Below are 25655 nucleotides of genomic sequence, written 5' to 3' on the forward strand. Positions count from 1 at the left end.
AAAGTGCTTTTTGAAAGTGCCATTGCGAGTGCACTCTCTAAATATATTGGTGTGCTAAGTGTTAGCTCGCCGTAAAAGTAAACAAGATTAACGGCTTAATCTATCGAGCACGAGATCATCCCCAAGAGCATAGAGGGATTCTACCAGTTGATCTTCTTGGGCGAGATCTGTGAGTCCAAGGCCGATGGTCGCCCGAAACAAAGCTATACCTGTGTGGCCTGCGGTTTCATATTGACTACTAAACTGCTCGATATTGATGCCAATTGCATTGATTTTATTAGATATATCGAGCACAAGTCCGGGTCTGTCATAGGCCACTAGGTTGTAACTTAAGCGTTTGATGGGCTTAAGGGCGACCGAGGTTTTGGAGTAGGTGAGGGACAGGCTATCGATGCATTCTAGGGCCTCAATAAGCTCGTCCATGCGCAGTGACGGCACTTCGAGTAACAATATCGCGGCAAAGACACCGTCAATATGGCGTAATTCTGAGTCGAGCCAGTTGCCGCCATGACGACTCACAGCATGGGCGATTTGTTCTACTAATCCTTTTCTATCAGGTGCTTGTAGTGTGATTAAGTATCGTAGCATAGTGACTGACTCCTATTTTTTGTAAAAGGCACCTGTTTTAAAACGGGGTGTAACACAACTGTCATCTTTGCGTCATATAATCCAACGCACTTAGAATAAAGGATGTTGTTATTGCTCAGTTTACGTTCAAACAGTGTAAGCATAGCACTCGGCAAATCCTAGCGAAAAAACTCGCTAGCTATTAATAATAGAGGTTCTTAATGGAAAGTCAGGTCACTCAACCTGGTTCTGCATCGCACAGTATGCTTAAAGGCGGACGCTCGAATCGCAGGGCATTTAAGGATAAAGCGGCGCAAATCAGCGTCACTATCGGCGGCACTATGGTATTTGTCGCCTTATTGTTGATCTTCTTTTATCTGTTGTATGTGATTAAACCCATTTTCGACAGTGCTGATGTCACACCCGTTAAGAGTGTGAGCTATCAACACGCGGATGTGCCGACCTTAATGGTGGGTGCTGAAGAGCAAAATGAGGTGATGTACCGTGTGAGCGTTCATGGTCAAGTGGACTTCTATACTGTTGCCGACGGTAGCTTACTTTCTAGCTTTACCCCGACGTTACCTGCGGGTGTTACCGTCACCAGCGCCGCCGTTGCTGTACCGAGCGAACAACGTTTTGCGCTGGGATTAAGTAATGGTCAGGTCATAGTGGCGGGCCTAGAGTTTGGTTTAACGTACCCCAATAACAAACGTTTAATCACACCTAAACTGCGTTATCCCGCAGGTGAAACCCCCATAACAGTCGATGAGACAGGCAGCGCGATTCATAAGCTGACCTTTACTTATAGCTCAGACAAAATGAGTTTTGCTTATCAAGATGAGAGTAGTGTTTGGCGCCTCACTCGTCTCGAAGGGCAAGAGAACATGATGACTGAAGAAGTGGAGTGGGTTTCTACGACGTCACAAATTCAAGATGCGCCGAAGAAAGTCTCCCACGAGCTGATGACGCCTGATCAACGTCAATTGATGTTGCAAACTGGCAATAAAATTTTCGTGTACGACATCCGTGATACTGACAGTTTAGATCTGCTGCAGGTGATTGATGTTGAACGTGCGAAGGCACAAGTCAATAACGTGGCTTTGCTGGCGGGAGCGAGTTCATTACTGGTCAGTTATGACACAGGTATTGTGGCGCAGTACTTCCAAGTTAATGGTGAAAAAGGGCGTTTATATCAAGAGATTCGTCAGTTTGATGACTTACCGCCCATCAGCTCGATTACCTCTGAGTTTTATCGTAAGAGTTTCGCGACAGTGAGCCCTGAGGGTGAGCTAACCCTACTCTATACTACGAGTCATCGTGAACTGTTTGATGCAAAGTTTGACCTTAAAAACCCAGGTAAAATGGGCTTTACCCCACGCTCAAACGGCATAGTCGTTGAGGCGGACAAAAAGCTGCATATCTTCAGTGTGGAAAACTCCCACCCAGAAGTGTCATGGAGCGCCATGTGGGACAAGGTGTGGTATGAAGGTTATCCAGAGCCACAATATGTATGGCAATCGACCTCAGGTTCTGATGATTTTGAAGCTAAGTTGAGCTTAATGCCATTGGCCTACGGCACAATGAAAGCGGCATTTTATGCCATGTTATTTGCCGTGCCTTTATCCGTTGCTGGTGCGATTTACACGGCTTACTTTATGTCGCCTAAGGTACGCGGTTTCGTGAAACCGACCATTGAAATCATGGAAGCTTTACCAACGGTGATTTTAGGTTTCTTGGCGGGTCTGTGGTTAGCGCCATTGATTGAAGAGCATCTCCCCGGCATTTTAATTCTACTGATCTTATTGCCGACCTCGATACTCACGTCTGCCTATGGCTGGAGCAGGTTGCCGGGTAAGTGGAAACAACGTTTACCCGAAGTGTACCAAGAGCTGATGTTAATCCCTGTGGTCTGTTTCGTGGGGTGGTTCTCTTTTGCGGTCAGCCCAATCATCGAAGTGGCGCTGTTTGATGGTAATACCCGTCAATTCATCACTAACGAACTGGGGATCACCTTCGACCAACGTAACGCGCTGGTGGTCGGTATTGCCATGGGTTTTGCGGTGATCCCAACGATTTTCTCCATCGCTGAAGATGCTATTTTCTCTGTACCGCGTCATTTATCTAACGGCAGCTTAGCCTTAGGTGCGACGCCTTGGCAGACATTGACACGCGTAGTGTTGTTAACCGCCAGTCCGGGTATTTTCTCGGCCATTATGATGGGCCTTGGCCGTGCCGTTGGCGAGACCATGATTGTACTGATGGCCACCGGTAACACTGCCATCATGGAATGGAGCGTGTTCGAAGGGATGCGAACCTTGGCGGCAAACATTGCGGTTGAAATGCCTGAATCGGCTATCGGTAGCTCGCATTATCGTGTGCTCTTCCTTGCTGCGTTCGTACTATTCATCTTTACATTCTTCTTTAACACCATTGCAGAAGTGGTGAGACAGCGTCTACGTGAACGCTATAGCTCGCTGTAACGGGGATAAGACAATGACATTAAATACTATTTCGCCAGTGACCTTGAGAGGTTTGTGCAATGGGTAAGTGGGTAAAATCAGGCTCGCCATGGATATGGATGACGGGCGGTGCCGTGAGCATCAGTTTGATTGCCGTCTTAGGCTTATTATTGTTAATCGCATGGCGTGGCTTAAGTTACTTTTGGCCTGCAACCGTTTACCAGTGGGAGCTTGAAGATAACACGGGTGTACGTTCGACCTTAATTGGTGAGGTTTACGATAGGGAAGAAGTACCGACTGAGCGTTTGATTGCTGCTGGCCATGTGTTTAAGCAACACCCGGGCGAGTTTGTGACCCGTTACTTAGTGAAAACCGGTAACCGTGAATTTGTGGGTTTGGATTTCCGCTGGATATTAGGTACGGACATTGTTAGCCGTTCTGTGCCAAGCGAGGTCGCACTGATCGAGCGGGCTAAAAACGGTAACTTCTACGGTTATCCGATAGCCGTGATTGAAAATGGCAAGCGTCTTGATTTAGTGAATGATGCGATTGAATCCTCCTTAATGGAGCATATCGAACGCGCTGTTGCCTTATCGGACAAAGCGGTTGATTTGCAGAAGCAAGATATTGGCTCGATTAACTACGCCATTGAAAAATTGCGTTTGCAGGAGCGTCGTTTCGAGCTGGATGGGGAACTGACCAACAGTGTTAAAGCTGAGTTGGTCGCCAAGAGAGCTCAACTGCAAGAAGATTACTTAGTGCTTGAAAAGGCGTTATTTGCCCTGCGTGATGATGCGGCGCGTGACTCAGTTATTGTCCGAGATATGCGCGGCGAAGAAGTTGAACTGAAGCTCGATACCGTTCTTGATGTGACCTATGTGAATCACTTAGGACTCATAGGCAAAATTGGTAAGTGGTTTGTCGGTATTGGACGCTTTATGAGTGACGATCCGCGTGAAGCCAACACTGAGGGCGGCGTGTTCCCCGCGATTTTCGGCACTGTATTTATGGTGATGTTGATGGCGGTTATCGTGACGCCATTTGGCGTGGTTGCGGCAGTTTATCTACATGAATATGCTAAGAAAGGCCCTATTACTAAGATGATCCGTATTGCGGTAATCAACTTAGCGGGTGTGCCCTCGATTGTGTATGGTGTATTCGGTTTAGGTTTCTTCGTGTACATGATGGGCGGTTCCATCGACCAATTGTTTTACGCTGAAGCTTTGCCTGCTCCTACCTTTGGTTCGCCAGGGGTGATTTGGTCGGCATTAACCCTCGCGATTTTGACGCTGCCTGTGGTTATTGTGTCGACTGAAGAAGGGTTAAGTCGTATTCCAAGCGCAGTACGTCAAGGTAGTTTGGCATTGGGCGCGACTAAGGCTGAAACCCTGTGGCGGATTGTGATCCCGATGGCGAGTCCAGCGATCATGACAGGTTTGATTTTAGCGGTCGCTCGTGCTGCCGGTGAAGTGGCACCGCTGATGTTGGTGGGTGTCGTGAAATTAGCGCCAACATTACCACTGGACTTTAACTTCCCGTTTGTGCATTTAGAACGTAAGTTCATGCACTTAGGGTTCCATATATATGATGTGGGCTTCCAGAGTCCTAACGTTGAAGCGGCACGTCCTCTGGTGTATGCGACCTCTTTCTTGCTGGTGTCTGTGATTGTGGCACTCAACTTGACGGCCATTAGCGTGCGTAACCACTTACGTGAAAAATATCGTTCGCTTGAGCACTAATCAGCGATTATCCTGAAAGTATTAGGACTAAATATGATTTCTATAGATTCGACAGCAATGAAAACCAATAACTTTGATTTAGCTAACTTAAGCCAGAACGACACCGCGCTGGAGATCCGTAACTTAGATTTGCGCTATGGTGATAAGCAAGCGCTGTTTAATGTATCGATGAAGATCCCCAAGAAGCAAGTTACTGCCTTTATCGGCCCCAGTGGTTGTGGTAAATCGACACTATTGCGCTGTATTAACCGCATGAATGACTTAGTTGATAATTGTCATATCGGCGGCGAGATATTGCTGCACGGCCAGAATATTTACGACAAAAAGATTGACGTCGCGGCCCTGCGCCGTAATGTCGGTATGGTGTTCCAACGCCCAAATCCTTTCCCTAAGTCGATTTACGAAAACGTTGTTTATGGCTTGAGATTGCAAGGGCTGAATAACCGTCGTGAACTCGACGAAGCGGCTGAGCGTTCATTGCGCGGCGCGGCGATTTGGGACGAAGTTAAAGACAGATTGCACGATAACGCCTTTGGTTTATCTGGCGGTCAACAGCAACGTCTGGTGATTGCCCGTGCGATAGCCATTGAGCCAGAAGTGTTATTACTCGACGAACCAACATCGGCACTCGATCCGATTTCGACGCTGACGATTGAAGAGTTAATCACTGAGCTTAAGACGAAATACACTGTGGTTATCGTGACTCACAACATGCAACAGGCGGCGCGGGTATCGGATCAAACGGCCTTTATGTATATGGGTGAATTAGTTGAATATGCTGATACTAATACGATTTTCACCACGCCGAAAAAACGTAAGACTGAAGATTACATCACAGGACGTTACGGTTAATCGCTTGAGTATCGGATAAGGCCACCACGGCTTGGTATGGGTCAACAGTTAAGTAACAGGTTGGAACGCAATGGAAAACATGAATTTAAGTAAGCACATTTCGGGTCAGTTCACCGCTGAGCTGGATGATATCCGTAATCGAGTGCTCGCCATGGGTGGCTTGGTTGAACGTCAGCTGGAGCAAGCGATTGATGCCTTAAGTGCCCTCGATGCCGAGTTAGCCCAGCGGGTGATTGCAGGCGATCATAAGGTCAATGCGATGGAAGTTTCCATTGACGAAGAATGCACGCGTATTATTGCTAAGCGTCAACCTGCTGCCAGTGATTTACGCTTGATTATCGCTATTTCAAAAACTATCGCCGATCTTGAGCGTATTGGTGATGCCTGTGTGCGGATTGCAAAAGCGGCATTAGATAAACGTTTGAATAATCAGCAGCCTTTGTTAGTTAGCATTGAAAATATGGGGCGTCATGCGACTCGGATGTTGCATGCGACTTTAGATGCCTTGGCCCGTATGGATGCCGATACCGCGTTAGAGCTGCATAAAGAAGATGCTAAGCTTGACCGTGAATATGAAGGCATTATTCGCCAGTTAATGACCTATATGATGGAAGATCCGCGTTCAATCCCAGACATACTCGACGTATTATGGGCTGCACGTGCAGTTGAGCGTGTCGGTGACCGCTGTAAAAATATCTGTGAATACATCATCTACTACGTGAAAGGCAAAGACGTTCGCCATACTTCCTACGAAGATATGGAAAAAGACATGAAAGGCTAACACACGCATTAATCTGCTGTTGTAATGCCATTCGCTGAATACAACGCTCCACAGTCTCTGTGGAGCGTTTTGCTTTTAGGGCTTTTAAATGTGGTTTAATAAATGCTGACTGCTTTTATAGACTGCTTTTATAGACTGCTTTTATAGACTGCTTTTATAGACTGCTTTTATAGACTGCTTTTATAGACTGCTTTTATAGACTGATTTGACAGGACTAATAGCAATAATGAGTCAATTCGATTTGGTAAAAACGCATTGGAAAATTCTGCAGGGCTATTATAGCTGAGTGAGCTGTAATTTTAGTTGCTAGGCGTTGGCTGGTATCCACACATATAGGCTTGCCATGGTACTTACTCACCGACACGCAGCAAGTCCATCTTTGGATGCTCGACCGCCACGTCCATGGGGCGGACGGTCGTCTCGCTAATCACCATGGCTCACCTTTTGTGCATTCGTGTAATCTGTAGATTTAAAAGACATACGCAACACACTTTTGGACATTTTTGAGTTAAAGCCTTAACTCGAACTCGTCAGTTCCGGATTAAAATTTCTATGGATAACGCCTCGCTAACGGGTGCTAAATTGTTTGCTAAAATTAGCGCAAGCCAACTGTTTTGCGTCCATTTTAAGCGACTTGTTATAAGCCATTTGCCACTTTAAGGTAGGACTTAGTACCAATACCAACCTGTGCCCAAACTTTACGTTTGTGATCGCCAAGGTTATCGTATTGTTCGTCCATGTCCCAGAGAGTAACTATTTGTTCAGGGAAAATATACTCCGACTCATTAAACGAGTGACTCTCCGATTCATTAGCGGAAATTGCATTAAACAAAGTTATGCCTTCAACATCAAATGCGTCGATACCACCAAACATAAGTTGGTAATTATCGTTTTGAGATACACCGATAAAGTCTACTAAATCGTTTTCAAATTCAATTTGAAGGCAACTATCAAAATAGAAATCGCTAGCCCCATCGGACAAAGTAAAAAAAGCAGCGAATAGCACTTTGACTTGTTTTCTAGACATTCCAAGTTTGATGGGCCCAATTCCATCATGAGGCTTAATTAAAAACTCCATACCTTCCTATGGCTTATAACGCCTAAAACACTAGCTTGGTGAAGTTGGCGGCTTTTGGGGAACAAAAAAGGTGACTGCTTTACCAAGTCCGAGTGCTTTGACTTGTTATGAGCTTGACTAACGCACACGAATATTGTCTAGCTCTGATTTATAAAGTTCTTTGCCATTTTCTATTAGTGACAGCTCAATACTCAAATCGGATAAACCCTCCTCAGAGGTGTAGATTGGTGCAACTACACTCCATTCTCTTGGGCTACTATTTTTTACTTCTACGATGTTTAGTTTCAGGTTGTCTGGATACGAAACCAGCTGATAACCGTATTCTAAAATCGCCTCACAAATTTCATTTGAAGACATACGAGATCCGTTGGTAAACCGCTCTAATTCATCATAATTTTCACTTAATAGAAGTGAGTAGATATGTCTAATAGTTTGCTCAATCATGCTTACTGATGGCTCATAACGTCTTAGTATTTATGCGCTGTGCTGTTTGCAGGGCATAAATCGCTTGTTGGACTTGGCCGCTGCCACATCCGAGTCAATTGGTAAAATTATGCTATAGGAATTTGCTTTTTTGCGGTAGCAGTTTTTTATACAGTTTGATGGGTAATTACTTGATATCGTTTTAGCTTTATTATTTCTCTCGCTTATTTTTTGCTGATGAATTGTGATCTAATGACTCAAAATTCTAAGGAATACGCCATCCCCTCGGAGTTGCCGCAGGGCGAATAGAGCTCTTGATTTAATAAAGAGTGCGTGAGTTCGGTCATGGATGACCGACTAGCTTTAGCTGGTGCAGGGACGCATCCTTCGGAAGCGATAGCTATTTGGGCTATGAGCACAAGGGGCTTTCAACTCCGTTAGGGGCGTCTTGGAGCATCCAAGGAGGATATGACGAGCAGTCCTCCTTGGTCGGGTGTGGGGTGAAGCCCCACGACTTTGACTTTGATTAAAAAATTCAAATGAAGTTTTTAACTTCGCTTATCCTGTGCAGGCGGGCAGATATTCTGATAACTCAAGCAGGTTATAATCTGGGTCGCGGATATAGACAGAGTTTATCCGGCCTGTGGCGCCGGTTCGTAGCACTGGGCCTTCAATGATTTCAATCTGAAGTGCGTTTAAATGGGCGATCACTTCTTCTATGTTGTGGCTGACCACAAAACACAGATCGGCACTGCCGGGCGTGGCTGCTGCGGCTTTAGGTTCAAATTCTGCGCCCGTTTGGTGCAGGTTAATCTTTTGGTCGCCAAAACTTAACGCTATACGTTGATTGCCAAATACCACTTTCTTCATCCCGAGCACGGTTTGATAAAATTCGACGCTGACGGCGATGTCTTTTACGGTCAACACCAAATGATCTAAGCGGGTTACGCGCATTTTACTTTCCTTAGAATGGCTCAGAGTGGGCCCTGAATTTGAACGCTGTCTCTATGCTCGAGACTATTACTGCCAGATACCTTACATCATGTGCTGGTGCAAAAGTGACTCTGTGGTAGCATTTGTGGCGTTTTTTGCGTAAATATTTTATGCCTTCTGTATCCCTATGACTGAATGAGAGTGTGATGAAAAAAACCTTAGCCCGCGGCTTAATGAATCTATTACCTATGGCCTTGAGTTTGTGGCTGTTTTGGTCGTTGTTTGTATCGTTAGATGGTTTAGGAATTGTAATTTTAGAGTTGGTAGGGATAAACCAACACTTTGTCGGCGCGGGATTTATGCTGGTGGTGGCATTAGTTTTTGCCGTGGGCCTGTTGTTTTCTGTCAGTCCTATTGTGTGGCTTTATGGTTGGCTTGAGCGCCAGTTGATGCGTTTCCCATTGTTTAAATCGGTTTATGGCAGTATCCGTGATATCGCCTCTTTGATGAATCGTGATGGTAAGCCAACAAGCCAAAAGACAGTGTTAGTGAAACAGGCGAATGGCAGTTTTGTGGTGGGCTTTATTATGACGGATACGCCGCCACAGCCATTGTTAGATGCGCTACCAGAGGGCGATTGGGTGCCTGTGTTGTTCCAATTGAGTTATCAAATGGCGGGCGTGACGAGCTTAGTTAAGCGGGATGATTTAATTATGGTTGATTGGTCGTTTGAGGAGGCGATGCGCTTCAATTTAACTGCTGGTATCTCGCAGTCACCGACTAAGTAATCCGATGAAGGTTTGTGCGTTTTAGCGTTTAAAATTAAATTTGATGATTTTTGTGGTATAATTTTTTGGCGACCAATATGGTCGCCATTTTTTATGCTGAATATTCTAGTAATATATTTGTTTTATGCTAAAGGCGGGTGTTAGCTGCCTTAGTGGTGTTAATTCTGTTTATCCATCAATCATTGGCTTAAAAAAGTCGAGTGTTGTTAATCCCGTTGTTCAGATCCTGTCGCGTTTAGCCATAGCGAGTCGTTGCCATGATCTTTGGGATTTCCCCCATACTGGTCATAGATGAGCCACGCAGTATTAACCAAACTTTAAGTATAAGTTTTGTCCTATCTCGCCGTTGGTATGTTGAGATATTTGGAGTGTGAACCCGCTAGAAATAGGGAGAGTCAATGTCCATCAAGTCTAGTATTAATCCGCCGGTATTTTATTCGTCGGTCTTTTTCATCATCTTGATGGTGATGATTTGCGCAGTATGGCCCACAGAGGCAAACACCTTTTTTAGATCAATGCAGTCATGGATAGAAATGAAAGCCGGTTGGCTTTACATTCTAAGTGTGGCGTTTTTCCTGATTTTTATCATATTTGTCATGGTCAGTCGCTTCGGCGATATCAAACTAGGACCAGATCATTCAGTGCCAGACTACAGCTATAAAAGCTGGATCGCCATGTTGTTTTCGGCGGGTATGGGCATAGGTTTGATGTTTTTTGGGGTAGCCGAACCTGTGATGCACTATCTGGCGCCGCCGGATGCAACCCCTGAGAGTCTTATTGCCGCAAAAGAGGCGATGAAGATCACTTTCTTCCATTGGGGACTGCATGCTTGGGCGATTTACGCTGTGGTGGCATTGAGTCTGGCCTATTTCTCTTATCGACATAAGTTACCGCTACTGCCGCGAAGTGCGCTTTATCCCTTAATTGGTGAACGCATTTATGGTCCTATTGGCCATACAGTGGATACCTTTGCTGTGCTTGGCACTATGTTTGGGGTGGCGACATCACTGGGCTTTGGGGTGTTGCAGGTCAATTCTGGGTTGAGTTATTTATTCGAAGGCTTACCCAATAATGCTGTAGTGCAGGTGTGTTTGATTATCGGCATTACTTTATTGGCGACATTATCGGTATTTTCTGGTCTCGATAAAGGCGTGAAACGCTTAAGCGAACTCAATCTGGGTCTCGCGATTATTTTATTGCTTATCGTCTTGATCCTTGGCCCTACGGTTATGCTGTTGCAGGCTTTTGTGCAGAATACCGGTAGTTACTTAAGTGATTTAGTGGGCAAAACCTTTAACTTGTACGCTTATGAACATAAGGAAGATTGGCTCGGAGGCTGGACCTTGCTCTATTGGGGCTGGTGGATTTCCTGGTCTCCTTTTGTCGGTACTTTTATTGCGCGTGTGAGTCGCGGCCGTACCATCCGTGAGTTTTTGATAGGTGTGTTATTTGTGCCATCGGCGCTGACCTTTCTGTGGATGACGGTATTTGGTAATACGGCGATTGATTCGATTATGAATCACGGCGCGACCTATCTTGCCGAGGCGGTGAATACCGATGTGTCAGTGGCCTTGTTTGTGTTTTTCGAGCACATGCCGTTTCCTACGTTACTTTCTGGAATTGCGATTTGTTTAGTTGTCACTTTCTTTGTGACCTCGTCGGATTCGGGATCCTTAGTGATTGATAATCTAACCTCGGGAGGTGATAACAATGCCCCCGTATGGCAGAGGATTTTCTGGGCCCTGTTGCAAGGGGTTGTGGCATCGGTATTGTTGTTAGCGGGTGGGTTACAGGCGCTGCAAACGGCGGCAATCGCCAGTGCTATGCCGTTCTTAGTGGTGATGCTATTCATGTGTCTGGGCCTATTTAAAGCCCTGAAAAATGATTGGCTGAAGATTAATAGCGTGCAGTTACACAATACTAGTGTGCAATACGCCAAAACTAATATGAGCTGGGAAGAGCGTATTGGGGTTTTAGTCTCGCATCCTACCCATGAAGAAGCGCAAGTGTTCTTGAATAATGTGGCTACGCCCGCTTTATCTAAGGTGTGTCAACACTTTATGGCTAAAGGCATAGTGGCCGATCTTGAATACTTAGATGGCCGCGTGCGATTAGTGATCAGCAATGAGGTGAATTTACCCTTTGTTTACGGTGTACGAACGCGTTGTTTTGACATCACTAACCCAATAGGGACTGAAATCGAGCAGGGAAATACCTTGTATTACCGCGCCGAAGTGTACCTTGAACAAGGTGGTCAGCATTACGATGTGATGGGTTATACCGAAGAGCAAATCCTCGCGGATGTGGTGACTCAGTATGAAAAATACTTACACTATTTGCATCTGTCGAATGCCGATCATGCCCACGTAAGTTAAGTAACGTAAGCTTGTAACGTAAGTCGGCTTAGCCATTTACGTCTACAAATCGTGCACCATTAACCCGCAAAGTGCGGGATATATTGCCCCAAGTGATAACTCGGATTATCCTTGGGGCAATTTTTTTAGGGTTTGTTTTAGGGATTACACTATGTCATCAGTGCCAGGCCAGAGTAAGTTAGATAAAGTATTAGCCGATGCGCGGGAGTACAAAGCTAAGCGTGAGAGCGGTTACCGTGAGCAAGCGTTAAAACTCTATCCTTGGGTGTGTGGCCGCTGTACCCGCGAATTTACCCCAAAAAACTTAAGTGAACTGACTGTACATCACAGGGATCATAACCACGATAACAACCCGTCAGACGGTTCAAACTGGGAATTATTATGTCTTTATTGCCACGATAACGAACATTCCCGTTTTGAAGAATTGATCCGCTACGGTAGCACTACTGAGACCAAACAAGCCGCGGCGACCTACAATCCCTTTGCTGACTTGAAATCAATGCTGAAAAAATAGTCTTGTGGGCTGTTAGCAGGATGAGCTTGCGCAGAGGGTGGCGTTAGCGGATGGGGTTTAGTCCTTGTCGGTTAAACGCGCCTCGGCAGCTAACCATTTATCACGGCTTAAAATATGCTGATTTTCACTGCCTTCAAATAAAGCTTTACGGGCGGGAAGTTGCTGACAAATGGCTGCTTGTTGTGCTTCGCTGCTCGTACGCCAACTGACGATTTCATCGATATGTCGAAAGCAGCCCATGCAGTAGTCTTCGTCATTTAAACCGCAGCGTGCGACGCAAGGTGAAAGCATAGGTGTCCTCTTCAGGGTATTGCTGACTGCGGTTTGCAGTTAACAGTCAGGTTGAGTGCTTTTAATGGGCGCGATACTAACATTTTTTCGCATAAAGTCATCCGTAGGGCAGATTTGCTCAGCCTAATACGAGACAAGTATTTTTTACACTGGGCATGACGTGAACCAAGATAATCTGCAGCAACAATTCACTTACTCACAGCAATTTAACAAGCTTAATCAGTTGCTTGAGCTGAGTGCTGCCCTGTGGCAAGTGCGTGCGTTTGAAGTGAACGCTTTACCTTGGGCACAGGATTTTCCGCAGTTGGCCGAAGCTGTGTGGGCGCTGGCTGATGATGGGCTTGATGGACTCGACGCCGAGCAATCTTTGCTGGTTAAGGTGCTGTCACCGGCATTAAACCGCGATCTTATGGCATTAGGCCAAGATTGGGACTTGTCATTGCTCACCACTGCCATTGCTGATATTGCAATAACCGATACCACAAAGGTAGATAAAGCGCAGGACCGCGGTTTGTCCTTTGATGATGAGGCGCACTTTAGTGCCCACATTAAAGGCCGAAAATGGCAGCAAATTACCGCCTTTGTACAGCATTTACCCCAGCTTAATTTACCCGTATTGGAATGGTGTGCGGGTAAAGGGCATTTGGGCCGCTTGATTGCTAAAGCTCGCGGCGCTGATGTGGTGAGCTTAGAGTGGCAGGCGCCGCTGTGTGAAGCAGGGCAGACCTTTGCCGATAAGTGGCAGTTATCGCAGACTTTTATTTGCGCCGATGCCTTTGCTATTGGCGCAGAACATGCTGTGACAAACACATCTACAACTACAGTTGAAGCACAAGCTGAACATGCCTCAAATGCCAATCCGTTAACTGCACGGCAGCAAGCGGTTGCTTTGCATGCCTGCGGAGATTTGCATGTTCGGCTGTTAACGCTGGCGGCCGAGGTGGGCACGCAGGCATTGGCGATTTCTCCCTGTTGCTATCATTTAATTCAAGCGAGCCATTATCAGCCGTTATCGACTCTTGCTCAGCAGGGCAGCCTAAAGCTCAGTCGCCATGATTTACAGTTACCGTTGCAGCAGAGTGTGATCGCTAATCCCAAACAGCAGGCGCTACGCCATCAAGAAATCGCGTGGCGCTTAGGCTTTGATGCACTGCAACGTGAATGTCGACAAATCGACGAATATTTGCCTTTACCCTCGTTAAAACAGAGCCAGTTGAGCGGCAGTTTTACGGATTTTTGCCTGTGGGCGGCCGAGACGAAGGCAGTTAATTTAGCGAAAAACAGGGATTTTGAAGCTTGGCTTGACGTTGGGCGACAAAGACAACAATTAACTCGCCGTATTGATTTAGTCGCGCATTTATTCCGCAGCGCACTGGAGCAGTGGTTAATCTTAGATCGCGCTTGTTTTTTGCAGGAACAAGGATATGGTGTTTGCGTGGGTGAATTTTGTGCAAACAGCGTCACACCAAGAAATACGCTGATTTTAGCGCAAAAAATGGCGGTATAATTTTGCGCGTCTAAAAATATACTGTACTGTGATGTTTTTTATGAATTATTTCTATATTAGCGCATTTAAGTTTAGTGATAGTGAATTCAGGGCCGTCGTGTTTGGAACCTGCGCTGTGAGACAAGTCTTACACTCAAGATGGTTTTTTATTGAATCATCGGGCTTTTCTTGTTCAAATGTCGCATTAATGACGAATAACAACTGAAAGCTGACCTGCTGGTCAGTCATTCTAGTGAGCGAATAAAACAGTTTCATGAAATATTCCCGCGTATTTATTAATAGCCTGGCCTATGAACTGGCGCCTGTTGTGGTTTCCAGTAGTGAGCTAGAGTCTCGTCTTGCTCCTTTGTATCAAAAGTTCCGTATTCCTATGGGACAGCTTGCCGCATTGACTGGGATTACCGAACGCCGCTGGTGGCCAAAAGGACATCAATTGTCCGACGGTGCGATTAAAGCTGCCCGTAAAGCCATGGTTGAAACTGGGATTGATGTCGCCGATTTAGGTGCTGTTGTCTATACCGGCGTGTGCCGAGATCAACATGAGCCCGCGACCGCGTGTCGTATTGCTGCCGAATTGGGGGTGTCAAAAGACACTGCGATTTACGATATCAGCAATGCTTGCCTTGGGGTGTTATCGGGCATTTTAGATATCGCAAACCGTATTGAGTTGGGTCAAATCAAGGCGGGTATGGTGGTGTCCTGTGAGTCGGCGCGGGATATTGTCGATGTCACTATCGATAACATGTTGGCCGATCCGACCATGCAGAATTTTGCCCAGTCACTGGCGACCTTAACCGGTGGCTCTGGTGCCGTGGCGGTGATCCTTACCGATGGCAGCTTGCCGCTGACAAATGTGCGTCAGCATCAATTGCTGGGTGCATCGCACTTATCGGCGCCTGAGCATCACCAGTTGTGTCAATGGGGTCTGCAGGAAGTGGGGCACAATCTGTACCGCGAGTTTATGCGTACCGATGCCGTTACCTTGCTTAAAGAAGGCGTTGAATTGGCGAAGCACACTTGGGAGCATTTCCTTGAGCAGCGTAATTGGCTGGTTGAGCAAGTGGACAAAGTGATTTGCCATCAAGTGGGTGCCTCAAACCGTAAGCAAGTGCTTAGCGCGTTAAATATTCCCCCCGAAAAAGAATTTCCTACGTATCAGCTGCTGGGCAATATGGGCACAGTGTCGTTACCTGTGACCGCTGCGATGGCGCACGATCAAGGCTTTTTACAAGCGGGCGATCAAGTGAGCTTTTTAGGCATAGGCAGTGGATTGAATTGCATGATGTTAGGTATTAAGTGGTAGGGTGCAGTGCACCTTTTCACGCCTTTGCTTGATGGCTGGCATACATTCGAGTCAACCCAGTAAGTCCATGATTCAGTTGATAGCTCAGTCTTTAGTTCTGTCGATAAGTTAAGCCAGCTGTACATAACCCGTTATTCGCTCTCATAAAGAATCAAGATAGGAAGCGTCATGTTAGACACTCTGTTGCCTTTTAAACGTCATTTTCTTAGCCGTAATGGCAACAAGCTACATTATATCAACGAGGGTCAAGGCGAGCCTGTGGTGATGGTTCACGGTAATCCTAGCTGGTCGTTTTACTACCGCAATCTTGTTAGCGCCTTAAAAGACACTCACCAATGCATAGTGCCGGATCATATCGGCTGTGGCCTGTCGGATAAGCCAGACGACAGTGGTTATGACTATACCCTTAAGAACCGTATCGATGATCTCGAAGCCCTGCTCGATAGCCTGAATGTGAAAGAAAACATTACCTTAGTCGTACACGACTGGGGCGGCATGATAGGTATGGGTTATGCGGCGCGTTATCCTGAGCGCATTAAACGCCTAGTGATATTGAACACGGGCGCTTTCCATTTGCCCGAGACTAAACCATTCCCTTGGCCGCTGTGGATTTGTCGTAATACCCTGTTAGGCACAGTGTTGGTACGCGGTTTCAATGCTTTTTCGTCTATTGCTTCCTATGTGGGTGTTAAGCGCCAGCCGATGTCGAAATACATTCGTGAGGCGTATGTCGCGCCGTTTAACTCTTGGGCCAATCGCATTTCGACGCTGCGTTTTGTGCAGGATATTCCACTGCGTGAAGGCGATAGAAATTATCAATTAGTCTCTGATATTGCTGCGAGTTTACCTAAATTTGCTAAAGTGCCGACCCTGATTTGCTGGGGTCTCAAGGACTTTGTATTCGATAAGCACTTTTTAGCGAAATGGCGCCAACACATGCCCCATGCGACCGTGCATGAATTTGCCGATTGTGGTCACTACATTTTGGAAGATGCCAGCGATGAAGTGATTGCCCATATCAAAGGCTTTATGGCTGACGACCACGTAGAAGCGGCGCCGTCCGAACAGGCCGCAGGTTAATGTCGACCTTGCTTGAGACTGAAGTGGCTCCTTTAGTGACGCCGTTGGAAACGCCGCTTTTAACGGGCACTTCTGCGTCAGCAATAATTAATGATGCCAATATTTGTCGCCATCTCAAGCAAGCCGCCCATGCCATTCCCCATCATCTTGCGGTAGCAGTACAAAGCGCTCAGGGCGCTTCTGTGGCGAATTTGCGTTACAGCGAGTTGGACTTTCTCAATCTAGACAGACAAAGCGATGCGATAGCCTTTGCGCTTAATGCCCATGGCATTGAGCGCGGCATGAAGGCTGTGCTTATGGTCACGCCGAGTTTGGATTTTTTTGCACTTACTTTTGCGCTGTTTAAAGCGGGGGTTATTCCTATCCTAGTTGATCCCGGCATGGGGATCCGCAATCTTAAACAGTGTTTTGCTGAAGCCGCGCCCGATGCCTTTATCGGTATTCCCAAGGCTCATATTGCTAGACGTCTATTTGGTTGGGGTAAGGGCAGTATTAAGTCATTACTCAATGTTGATGACGGCAAAACAGGCTTAGCGGCAAAGTTAATCCGTATCGCTACTGGCGCCATCAGTTTATCGACTCTGCTGCAAAGCACCTCAGTGCAATCTTCTGCTTCAAAGTCTGAATATCCCATGGTGATGCTCAAATCTGATGAGATAGCGGCGATTTTATTTACCAGTGGCAGCACTGGCACGCCTAAGGGGGTGGTGTATAGCCATGGTATGTTTGAGGCACAAATTCAAGCGCTAAAAAACGATTATGGCATTTGCCATGGCGAGCGCGATTTAGCCACTTTTCCGCTGTTTTCACTCTTTGGCCCCGCACTTGGCATGGCGTCTATCGTTCCAGAAATGGATGCCAGCAAACCTATTACTGCTAATCCTGAATTTCTATTTGCCGCGATTGAGAAATATCAATGCAGTAATATTTTTGTTAATCCTGCTTTGCTCGAACGTTTAGGCCGCGCAGGTGAACAAAAACAGCATAAACTGCCCAGCGTACAGCGGGTGATTTCCGCGGGTGCGCCAGCCACCATTGCCTCCATCGCCCGTTTTAGTAAGATGCTGAGCCAAGGTGTGCCGATTTTAAATTCCTACGGCGCAACCGAATCTTTGCCTATTAGTATGATTGCCAGCGATGCGTTATTTGCCACGACTGACACCACAGATAACGGCGGTGGTATCTGTGTCGGTCGCGCTATCGATGGCGTGACGATTCGCATTATTGCTATCAGCGAAGAGGTTATTCCCGAGTGGGATGATGCCTTACAGCTAAATAACGGTGAAATCGGCGAGATAGTCGTGCAGGGGCCTATGGTGAGTCAGTCCTATTATCTAAACAATAGTCAGCATGATAGCCAAAACGAAAGCCAAGGCAAACGCGCGACTGCGGCGGCCAAGATTTGGGACTCAGCAACCAATACCGTTAGACACCGCATGGGCGATTTGGGGTATCTTGATGATCAAGGTCTTCTGTGGATGTGTGGTCGTAAGGCCCACAGAGTCGACGCTACTGGATTGTTTGTTAAACGTTATTATTCCATTCCCTGCGAGCGCATTTTTAATACGCATCCCAATGTGAAGCGCTCCGCTTTAGTGGGAGTGAAAGTGGCGAACGAGATAGAGCCGTTAATTTGTATCGAACTCGACCAGTCATTGGTGTGCAATAAGAGTCAGCAGTTGTACCAAGATTTGATCGCCATCGCTGAGCAATTTACGCAGACTCAGGGCATAAGGCGGTTTCTTATCCATCCTGATTTCCCTGTGGATGTGCGGCATAATGCCAAGATTTTTAGAGAAAAATTAGCCGTTTGGGCGCAATCGCAAACGAAAGGTTGATTTGAAACTCCACGGCTTTTCTCCTGCATTTTTTACGTTATATTCTGTGTTCATTTGAACAAACTCGCTTATTTTTAAGCCCTTGTGCTTATTTTAAACTTATTACACCGACTTTAAGTTCATGTAAATGTGCTGAAATGGATACCCTTAATGACGAAAGACCCAATCAAGAGCACGACGCTTGCCCAATTTGATGCGGCTGAACAAACGGCACTCGCGCAGCTCGCGCTTAAGGTGCAACACGCCTTTGTCACGGGGGCGGGGGGATTTTTAGGTAAAGCGATTTGCCTGAGATTGTTAGCCGCGGGCATTAAGGTCACAGGTTTTGCGCGTGGGCATTATCCCGAACTTGAAGCACTGGGCGTAGTCATGCTGCAAGGGGATTTAGTCAATAAAGATCGGCTGCAACAGGCGATGCAAGGCTGCGATATTGTATTTCATGTGGCGTCTAAAGCGGGTGTTTGGGGTGACAGAGACAGCTATTTTTGTCCGAATGTAAAGGGCGCTGCTAATGTAATTGCCGCTTGTAAGGCATTAAAAATAGATAAGTTAGTCTACACCAGTACCCCGAGTGTGACCTTTGCAGGGCAGGATGAATCGGGTATTGATGAGTCAACTCCCTATGCCACCAGATTCTTGAATCATTATGCCCACTCTAAAGCCATCGCTGAAAAGATGATGCTCGACGCCAATCAAGTAGGTGACATGCCACTTGAAAATCCTGATGTGACTCAAGTATCTAGCCAAGTGACGACTCAAGCCACTGCACCCTATGCGTTAAAAACCGTCGCACTCAGGCCGCATTTGATATGGGGGCCTGGCGATCCCCATCTAGTGCCTCGGGTATTGTCGCGCGGGCGTTTAGGTAAGCTTAAACTGGTTGGCCGCGAAGATAAGCTGGTCGATACCATCTACATAGACAACGCTGCCTATGCTCATATGCTGGCGGCACTGGAACTTTGCCAAGCAAAGCCTAAGTGTCAAGGGAAAGCTTATTTTCTGAGTAATGATGAACCCATCACTATGGCCGAGATGATCAATTTGATTTTGGCCTGCGATGCTTTACCGCCAGTGACTAAGCGTGTGCCTCAATCTGTGGCCTATGTAGCAGGCGCAGTATTGGAAAGTGTACATTACCTCCTAAAGAAGCAAGAAGAGCCCATGATGACGCGTTTTGTCGCACGGCAGTTATCCTGCAGCCATTATTTTGATATCAGCGCAGCTAAACGAGATTTAGGTTATCGTGCGCTCGTCTCTATTAATCAAGGGATGGCAAGGCTTAAAGCTTCTCTTTGAGGAAATGAGGACTCAATGAGGCCTCATTCCAAGCAATTTTTAGGTATTTTCAGATACGATGGGCAATAATTTATTTGCTAGCCATGTGTAATACATTGAGTTGCCATGGATCCAATCATGTTGGCCGTCTGGATAACAAATATCTGAGGCGTATGCCATAGGAGTGTCAATTTCTTCATCGAAGGTTTTTGCCGCATTAAAAAACAAAATATTCAGCTGTGAGCAAATGTATTCAAGCGCGTCAAAATAAGAATAGACAAGCCACGTCATTGACTGTGATTCTTTGAAGTAACGGCAGAAAGGTGGATCAGAAACAACGATGACAGTATGTCCTCTTTCTTTCATCGTTAATAATATAGACAGTTGTTTTGATTGGTCCTCATGGAAGAAATCAACATAATTCTTCAAGGTAATATCTTTAATGTCAGCATCTTTTTGTTTTTGTAGCCATGTAAAAAAACGAGCAACAGTCTGATGTGTTTGTAGGCCAATATTGGAAATAATCACAGATTTTTTTTCAAACTTAGATTGCTCGTGAGCCTGTAAATTTTTCAATATTGGTGCGAAAAGTTGACGTGATGCGGCGTTTTCAAGTGGTACGAAATATTCTGTTTCGCATATTGAAAATTTGCCTTGGGCAAATCCTGAGCCGTTCATTACCATGCCACCCATAAACGGGATTTCCATTTCCTTTAGTGCTTTTGCTAACTTACCCATATGGCTATCACCGAGTAATGTTAGTTGGCTCACAGTGGTGTCATTTGAATGATGTAATAATTTGTTCAACGCGTCTAAACGTTCTTCATCACAAACCGTTTCTTGGTGATTTTTCTCACCGTTATTTTGTGCTTTGGTGATTTTATTGTCAGAAAATGCCGATTTGAAGTGGCTCATTACATACTCAACAGCTTGATTTGAGACCGTTCTTCTATTCTCATTAAATCTAAAATCATTGACATTATTGACTGTGATAATTTCAAATGATGGGAAATAGTCAAATACTTCATCATTATCCGCTAAATAACCCGCGACAGCGCGTAGAACAGACTTCGAATATTGGCTTGCAACAAGGATATGTTTATTTGATGCGGTTGCTGTAAGAGGGACTGGGGATACGGTTAAGATCACTTTTATCTGTGGGTTGATACCTTGAATGATGTCTTTTATAAGCAATAAATCAGATTTAATTTCATTGTAATTAAACTGATGGAAAGTAAATATTTCATCATTGAACTCACCGGCAATAACCCCAGGACAATTTGGGTAGAAAACATCATCAATATCTTTCCAGGCCTCTGTTAAACCTAGGGTAAAAATAAGCACATTCGTTGCTCTTAGCGTATCGAATAGTTCGTTTTTTGCAGATATCCGTGCCTCTCGTAACGCTTCTTCAGAGCTAAACCCATCAGGGTGTACATTGGGTCTCAATAGATCGATATAGCGTTCTGCATTCTTGTCATAAAAAATATCAAATCTGTGGGAATGAGCAGGATCTAAGGTTAACCATTGAAGAAAGCATCTAGGGGTATATACATTGCCAAAGGCAAAGCTGGATATTTGTCGACTGTCGAGTTTGCTGCGATTAAATGGATAATTATTATCGATCATCCATTTACCCACATGTTGAGCAAAGCATGAACCAACAGATGAAATGCTGCTATTGTCTTTTGATATGAGCAAATTATGAATTGATTGAAAAGGCACTTTGCCTAAATCAATTTCCGCAACGCCAGTTTTCCAAAAATATTGTTCTGCTTGTTCACTGTAAGGAGTAAGAAACTGTGTGTTCATGATTAAATTCCATTTTAATGAGTTTTATATAAATAACTGGAAATGATAAAAGCAAACAAAAGCATGAGTAAGATGCTAAAAAGTGATCGGTGCGTTACGAAATGGTTAGTATGCCAATGGCTTTCAACCTGAATACTGATTTACTAAATAAATGATTCTAAATTAGTTATTAACTCATTACATGTATACTTGACCACAATAGATTTAAATTTATTTAATACCCTATAGATTCATACTTTAGGTTTACGCTAGTGTATATAAAATGAACTTGTTCAAGTCTATTTTATTAGCTGTATTTAATAATAAATCTAATTTTAAAAAGGTATCGTATGGGCTGTAGGGATTGTAATGATACAGATTTAAACTGGGCGCTTTTCAGGCAAAAGATTGGTCGCTGCAAACGCTGTATGTGGCAGCTTACGGCTTTATCGACCATCGGCTGGCCGCTGTGGTGGTGGCTTTATCGTGATGCGCCTAGGGATGTAAACTCGATTGCATTACTGTTTTTCTGCGCGGCTTTTACGGGGTTACTTGCTTTGCACCTTATCGTCTTGGCTTACCGTCGCCTCAGAGGGCGAAAGTAAGCCAACCGACTTTCTGTTTGTATGCTTAAACTGAGTTAGTCGCCATTTTCTCATGCATCATTTTTTTCATTAATGGCGCAAGGGCAAAGAAGACTAATGCCATTACCACGCCAATTTGCGCCGAGAAGATAAACAGTTGCTCGTATAGCGCCATCGCACTCGGTACGTCACTTATCACGCCGCCTTGGGTATCAATCGCGGCGAGTTTGTTTAATTCGGCGGCTAAGATTTCAGAGTATGAAGTGCCGAGGAACCAAGCACCCATCATCAGGCTGACTACGCGTTTGACCGAAAGCTGAGTCACGGCAGATAAGCCTATGGGCGACAACAATAACTCCCCGATTTCTAATACAAAATAAGCCGCGACTAAGAACCAAATACTCACTAAGCCACTGCTTAGCGGCATCTGGATCCCGAGCACAAGCACCATAAAGGATAAACCCGCGAACAAAATACCGAGTGCGGTTTTAACCGGTTTACTCGGGTCACAATTTTTACGGGCGAGAGCAGGCCACAGCCAAGCGAAGATAGGCGACAAACTGATCACAAAGAAGGCACCGAGGAAGGTTAGCTGTCCCGCACTCCATTCGAGGCCGAGCATGTTACGGTCCATCACACGGTCCGAAAATGCTACCCAAGAGCCATAGGTCTGCTCATATAAGCCAAAGAAGACCAAACCCGCAACGATGAAAAGCAGCAAAGCCGACATCTGTTGACGTTCAATCGGATTACAATGTTTCACCATGAACCAGCCAATACCAAGGGCAAGCACTAGTGATACTGAGTGCAAGAACCAAATCACTGGGCTCACAGCGGGTAATAAACTGCTAATCGAAAGTACGAGGGAGTGGGTTTGAATCAACCCCCAGACTATGATTACGCTGCCAATTGCGCTTAAGTAAATCCATTGTTCTGTCGTTATGCCGGCGGTTTTCTTTAAAATCCGCGCAGGATCTCTGGGTTCGGCGAAGCCTTGCAGATGTTTCTTGCCACGAATAAACACCAACAAACCCGCTAACATCCCCAAACCTGCCAAACCAAAACCGTATTTCCAGCCATAGGTTTCACCTAAATAAGCGCAAATTAGCGGGGCTAAGGTGGCGCCTAAGTTGATGCCCGCGTAGAAAATGGTAAAACCAGAATCTCGCTTAGCGGATGATTTAGGATAAAGCTGACCGACTATGGTGGAAATATTGGGTTTTAAAAAGCCCACTCCGACAATGATTAAGGCAAGGGATAAATAGAATACTTGCAGCGCTTGTTCATCCCGTTGAACTTCACCTGCAACGATAACCGCTTGATGGCCTTCAAAGGCCATACCTAAGTGGCCGAGCACCAATAAAACACCGCCAAAGATCACCGCTTTGCGCATGCCGATATAGCGGTCGGCCAATAAGCCACCCACTACGGGCATGGCATACACTAAGGCACCGTAAGCACCAATCACGTTGTAACCAAATTCATCAGTAAATAGATGATATTTAATCAGGTAAAGAAACAGTAATGCTTTCATACCGTAGAAAGAGAAGCGTTCCCACATTTCGGTAAAAAAGCAGACAAATAAGCCCTTAGGATGCCCAAATAGCATTTCAGCTGGGGGCGAGCCTTGTGGGCCCTGCATTGCGTGCGACGGGTTTTGTTCTATTGACACTTAAGACTCCCATTGCTGGCACTTTATGCGCCGAGCAGCTAATGATTCATTTTATCGTAATGAATTTTATTAATTATTTTTCATTATTTGTGATTATCGCGGCGCTTTTGATCACTAAAAGACGGCACTGTTGCAGCAGTTAATCACACTCGGATGATATGGAACAGCCAAGGGTCTTGAAAGTGATGAATATTTTGTATAACTAACATTTTTAGCCGTTCTTTAAGGCTCGCTATAGCAATACTAAGCGGTTAAATTAATTCATTTTCAGTTAAGAAATGAGTGCTAAATAGTGGCCATAATTCAACTGTGGCAGTTTTATCTTAGCGGCTTTAGCCTTGATTTAGCTGTAGTTCGTCGTTTAATGGATAGTGTAAGTTTTATGATTGATAGCAATTTTGCATTATTGGTAGAGCATCTACGCGCTTGTTCGAGGCTGCTATCTAAAGGAATGTCACGAATGGGTGGGTTAGATGATTTTCTCAGGGAAGCGCTGTGATTGAGAAGTGAACTTATTCGAGGCATAAGTATAAATAAGCACCATAATTATATTGATTGTAAAAGAATTTTAATCTTGATAGTTGCATTTTTCATATAAGATTTCACAGTTTATATTTCTACAATGAGTCAATGTCTATCTGCTCAACTTTACTGATTTAGATCAGTCGTTATGTGTTACTAAGGAGACTTATGGAGTTTTTTACCACCCTATTTGTGGGTTACCCGCTTTGGGTTTGGTTAATGTTTTTCGGTTTTGTGCTGGCGTTATTAGCCTTTGACCTTGGCGTATTGCACAAGGATCAGCATGAAATTACCGTGGCTGAAAGTTTAAAGCTTTCAGCCTTTTATATCTGTATGGGCTTATTGTTTGGGGTCTGGCTCTGGTGGTACAAGGGTTCAACCGCCGGTATGGAATACCTAACGGGCTATCTGATTGAAAAATCACTGTCTATGGATAACGTATTTGTTATTGCGTTAATCTTCAGTAGCTTAGGTATCCCACGTTTATACCAACATAGAGTGCTCTTCTGGGGCATTATGGGCGTAATAGTGTTGCGCGCCATTATGATCGGTCTTGGTGCTGTGCTTGTTGCCCAGTATCAAGGTGTACTTGTGTTATTTGGACTCTTCTTGATTTTCACTGGCGTGAAAATGCTCTTCTCAAACGATGAGCACGGTGATATCCAAGACAATAAGTTTTATAAATGGTTACGCACTAAGATGCGTTTTACGCCAACGCTGCATAAAGAAAAATTCTGGGTACGTGGCGAAGATCATCAGTTAACAAAAGGATGGTGGGCGACGCCGTTATTCTTGGCGTTGATCTTAGTGGAAACCGCGGATTTGGTGTTTGCAGTCGACAGTATTCCCGCTATTTTTGCGATTACCCAAGATCCTTTCATCGTTTATACCTCGAATATCTTCGCGATTCTGGGGCTACGTGCTTTGTATTTTGCCTTGGCTGCTATGGTGCACCGTTTCGAATACCTTAAATATGCGCTGTCAGTGGTATTAGTATTTATTGGGGTGAAAGTGGGTTTAGTGTATTTCAATCACGAGGGAATAGTGGACTTTACTATCCCAACAGCAGTGTCCCTTGGTGTGACTTTTGGTCTGTTAGTCTTAGGTGTCTTGTATTCGCTGTGGAAGACGCGTGGGCAAGAAGTTGAGAAATAGCTTGGACGGCTAGTCCAATAAGTAATATGTTTCGGCCGTTTAGTCATACTAAACGGCCTTTTTTATATCCTTAATATGTGAATCGTTAAGCTTTACAGAAGATGTTAAAAATTAGTCTATGCTTAATT

Annotated in this window: 21 protein-coding genes; 14 read left to right on the top strand and 7 right to left on the bottom strand. The window is 45.2% G+C overall.

Annotated features, from left to right (window positions below):
- Positions 1-87 precede the first annotated feature (87 nt).
- Positions 88-588 carry a glycine cleavage system protein R gene (locus tag L5M40_RS06405; RefSeq protein ID WP_028760534.1) on the bottom strand — a complete coding sequence of 167 codons (501 nt, stop codon included), beginning with the start codon at positions 586-588 and terminating at the stop codon, positions 88-90.
- 200 nt (positions 589-788) lie between these two features.
- Here L5M40_RS06405 and L5M40_RS06410 point away from each other — a divergent pair, with 200 nt between their 5' ends.
- The 4 genes from L5M40_RS06410 to phoU all read left to right on the top strand — a co-directional run bounded on the left by L5M40_RS06410 (position 789) and on the right by phoU (position 6398).
- On the top strand, positions 789-3047 hold the full coding sequence (locus L5M40_RS06410; RefSeq protein WP_263256430.1) for an ABC transporter permease subunit: 2259 nt from the start codon (positions 789-791) through the stop codon (positions 3045-3047).
- Between the two features lie 59 nt (positions 3048-3106).
- On the top strand, positions 3107-4765 hold the full coding sequence (gene pstA / locus L5M40_RS06415; protein WP_105249674.1) for a phosphate ABC transporter permease PstA: 1659 nt from the start codon (positions 3107-3109) through the stop codon (positions 4763-4765).
- 33 nt (positions 4766-4798) lie between these two features.
- Entirely contained in the window at positions 4799-5617 is an 819-nt protein-coding gene (gene pstB / locus L5M40_RS06420) for a phosphate ABC transporter ATP-binding protein PstB (RefSeq protein ID WP_028760531.1), read from the top strand.
- Between the two features lie 70 nt (positions 5618-5687).
- A complete protein-coding gene (gene phoU / locus L5M40_RS06425; RefSeq protein ID WP_028760530.1) occupies positions 5688-6398 on the top strand; it encodes a phosphate signaling complex protein PhoU in 711 nt (236 codons plus the stop codon).
- Between the two features lie 637 nt (positions 6399-7035).
- Here phoU and L5M40_RS06430 read toward each other — a convergent pair.
- The 3 genes from L5M40_RS06430 to L5M40_RS06440 all read right to left on the bottom strand — a co-directional run bounded on the left by L5M40_RS06430 (position 7036) and on the right by L5M40_RS06440 (position 8853).
- Complete coding sequence (locus L5M40_RS06430) at positions 7036-7476, bottom strand: hypothetical protein (RefSeq protein WP_263163301.1); 441 nt, start codon at positions 7474-7476, stop codon at positions 7036-7038.
- 117 nt (positions 7477-7593) lie between these two features.
- Positions 7594-7920, bottom strand: a complete 327-nt coding sequence (locus L5M40_RS06435) for a hypothetical protein (protein WP_263163299.1) — start codon at positions 7918-7920, stop codon at positions 7594-7596.
- A gap of 537 nt (positions 7921-8457) precedes the next feature.
- A complete protein-coding gene (locus tag L5M40_RS06440) occupies positions 8458-8853 on the bottom strand; it encodes a VOC family protein (RefSeq protein WP_131525733.1) in 396 nt (131 codons plus the stop codon).
- Between the two features lie 185 nt (positions 8854-9038).
- Here L5M40_RS06440 and L5M40_RS06445 point away from each other — a divergent pair, with 185 nt between their 5' ends.
- From L5M40_RS06445 to L5M40_RS06455, 3 genes are all read left to right on the top strand, one after another.
- Positions 9039-9620, top strand: coding sequence for a DUF502 domain-containing protein (locus L5M40_RS06445; protein WP_028760527.1), 582 nt, complete (start codon positions 9039-9041; stop codon positions 9618-9620).
- Between the two features lie 398 nt (positions 9621-10018).
- Positions 10019-11995, top strand: coding sequence for a BCCT family transporter (locus L5M40_RS06450; protein WP_105249669.1), 1977 nt, complete (start codon positions 10019-10021; stop codon positions 11993-11995).
- A gap of 151 nt (positions 11996-12146) precedes the next feature.
- Positions 12147-12509, top strand: a complete 363-nt coding sequence (locus tag L5M40_RS06455) for a YajD family HNH nuclease (RefSeq protein WP_028760525.1) — start codon at positions 12147-12149, stop codon at positions 12507-12509.
- Between the two features lie 57 nt (positions 12510-12566).
- On the opposite strand, the gene L5M40_RS06460 is transcribed toward L5M40_RS06455, so the two are convergent.
- Positions 12567-12800, bottom strand: a complete 234-nt coding sequence (locus L5M40_RS06460; RefSeq protein WP_006085323.1) for a DUF1289 domain-containing protein — start codon at positions 12798-12800, stop codon at positions 12567-12569.
- Between the two features lie 160 nt (positions 12801-12960).
- Here L5M40_RS06460 and L5M40_RS06465 point away from each other — a divergent pair, with 160 nt between their 5' ends.
- The 5 genes from L5M40_RS06465 (at position 12961) to oleD (ending at position 19824) form a co-directional block, all read left to right on the top strand.
- The gene (locus tag L5M40_RS06465) at positions 12961-14307 is read left to right on the top strand and encodes an SAM-dependent methyltransferase (protein ID WP_263163296.1); all 1347 of its coding nucleotides are present in this window, start codon (positions 12961-12963) and stop codon (positions 14305-14307) included.
- Between the two features lie 253 nt (positions 14308-14560).
- The gene (locus tag L5M40_RS06470) at positions 14561-15610 is read left to right on the top strand and encodes a 3-oxoacyl-ACP synthase III (protein ID WP_028760522.1); all 1050 of its coding nucleotides are present in this window, start codon (positions 14561-14563) and stop codon (positions 15608-15610) included.
- A 168-nt stretch (positions 15611-15778) separates the two neighbouring features.
- Entirely contained in the window at positions 15779-16690 is a 912-nt protein-coding gene (locus tag L5M40_RS06475; RefSeq protein ID WP_263163295.1) for an alpha/beta fold hydrolase, read from the top strand.
- Positions 16690-18528, top strand: a complete 1839-nt coding sequence (gene oleC / locus L5M40_RS06480; protein WP_263163293.1) for an olefin beta-lactone synthetase — start codon at positions 16690-16692, stop codon at positions 18526-18528. The genes L5M40_RS06475 and oleC overlap by 1 nt, the downstream gene beginning before the upstream one ends.
- A gap of 150 nt (positions 18529-18678) precedes the next feature.
- A complete protein-coding gene (oleD, locus tag L5M40_RS06485; protein ID WP_263256432.1) occupies positions 18679-19824 on the top strand; it encodes a 2-alkyl-3-oxoalkanoate reductase in 1146 nt (381 codons plus the stop codon).
- A gap of 39 nt (positions 19825-19863) precedes the next feature.
- Here the strand turns inward: oleD and L5M40_RS06490 are convergent, their stop codons facing one another.
- The gene (locus L5M40_RS06490; protein ID WP_263177349.1) at positions 19864-21615 is read right to left on the bottom strand and encodes a GSCFA domain-containing protein; all 1752 of its coding nucleotides are present in this window, start codon (positions 21613-21615) and stop codon (positions 19864-19866) included.
- Between the two features lie 329 nt (positions 21616-21944).
- Here L5M40_RS06490 and L5M40_RS06495 point away from each other — a divergent pair, with 329 nt between their 5' ends.
- Entirely contained in the window at positions 21945-22199 is a 255-nt protein-coding gene (locus L5M40_RS06495) for a DUF3624 domain-containing protein (protein WP_263177348.1), read from the top strand.
- 25 nt (positions 22200-22224) lie between these two features.
- On the opposite strand, the gene L5M40_RS06500 is transcribed toward L5M40_RS06495, so the two are convergent.
- On the bottom strand, positions 22225-23850 hold the full coding sequence (locus tag L5M40_RS06500) for a peptide MFS transporter (protein ID WP_263256433.1): 1626 nt from the start codon (positions 23848-23850) through the stop codon (positions 22225-22227).
- A 690-nt stretch (positions 23851-24540) separates the two neighbouring features.
- Between L5M40_RS06500 and L5M40_RS06505 the strand changes: the two genes are divergently transcribed.
- Positions 24541-25527 (top strand): TerC family protein, encoded by a 987-nt coding sequence (locus L5M40_RS06505; RefSeq protein WP_263172190.1) that lies wholly within the window; start codon positions 24541-24543, stop codon positions 25525-25527.
- The last annotated feature ends 128 nt before the right edge of the window (positions 25528-25655 follow it).

The organism is Shewanella sp. SM68, assembly GCF_025653925.1.
Lineage (GTDB): Bacteria > Pseudomonadota > Gammaproteobacteria > Enterobacterales > Shewanellaceae > Shewanella > Shewanella oncorhynchi.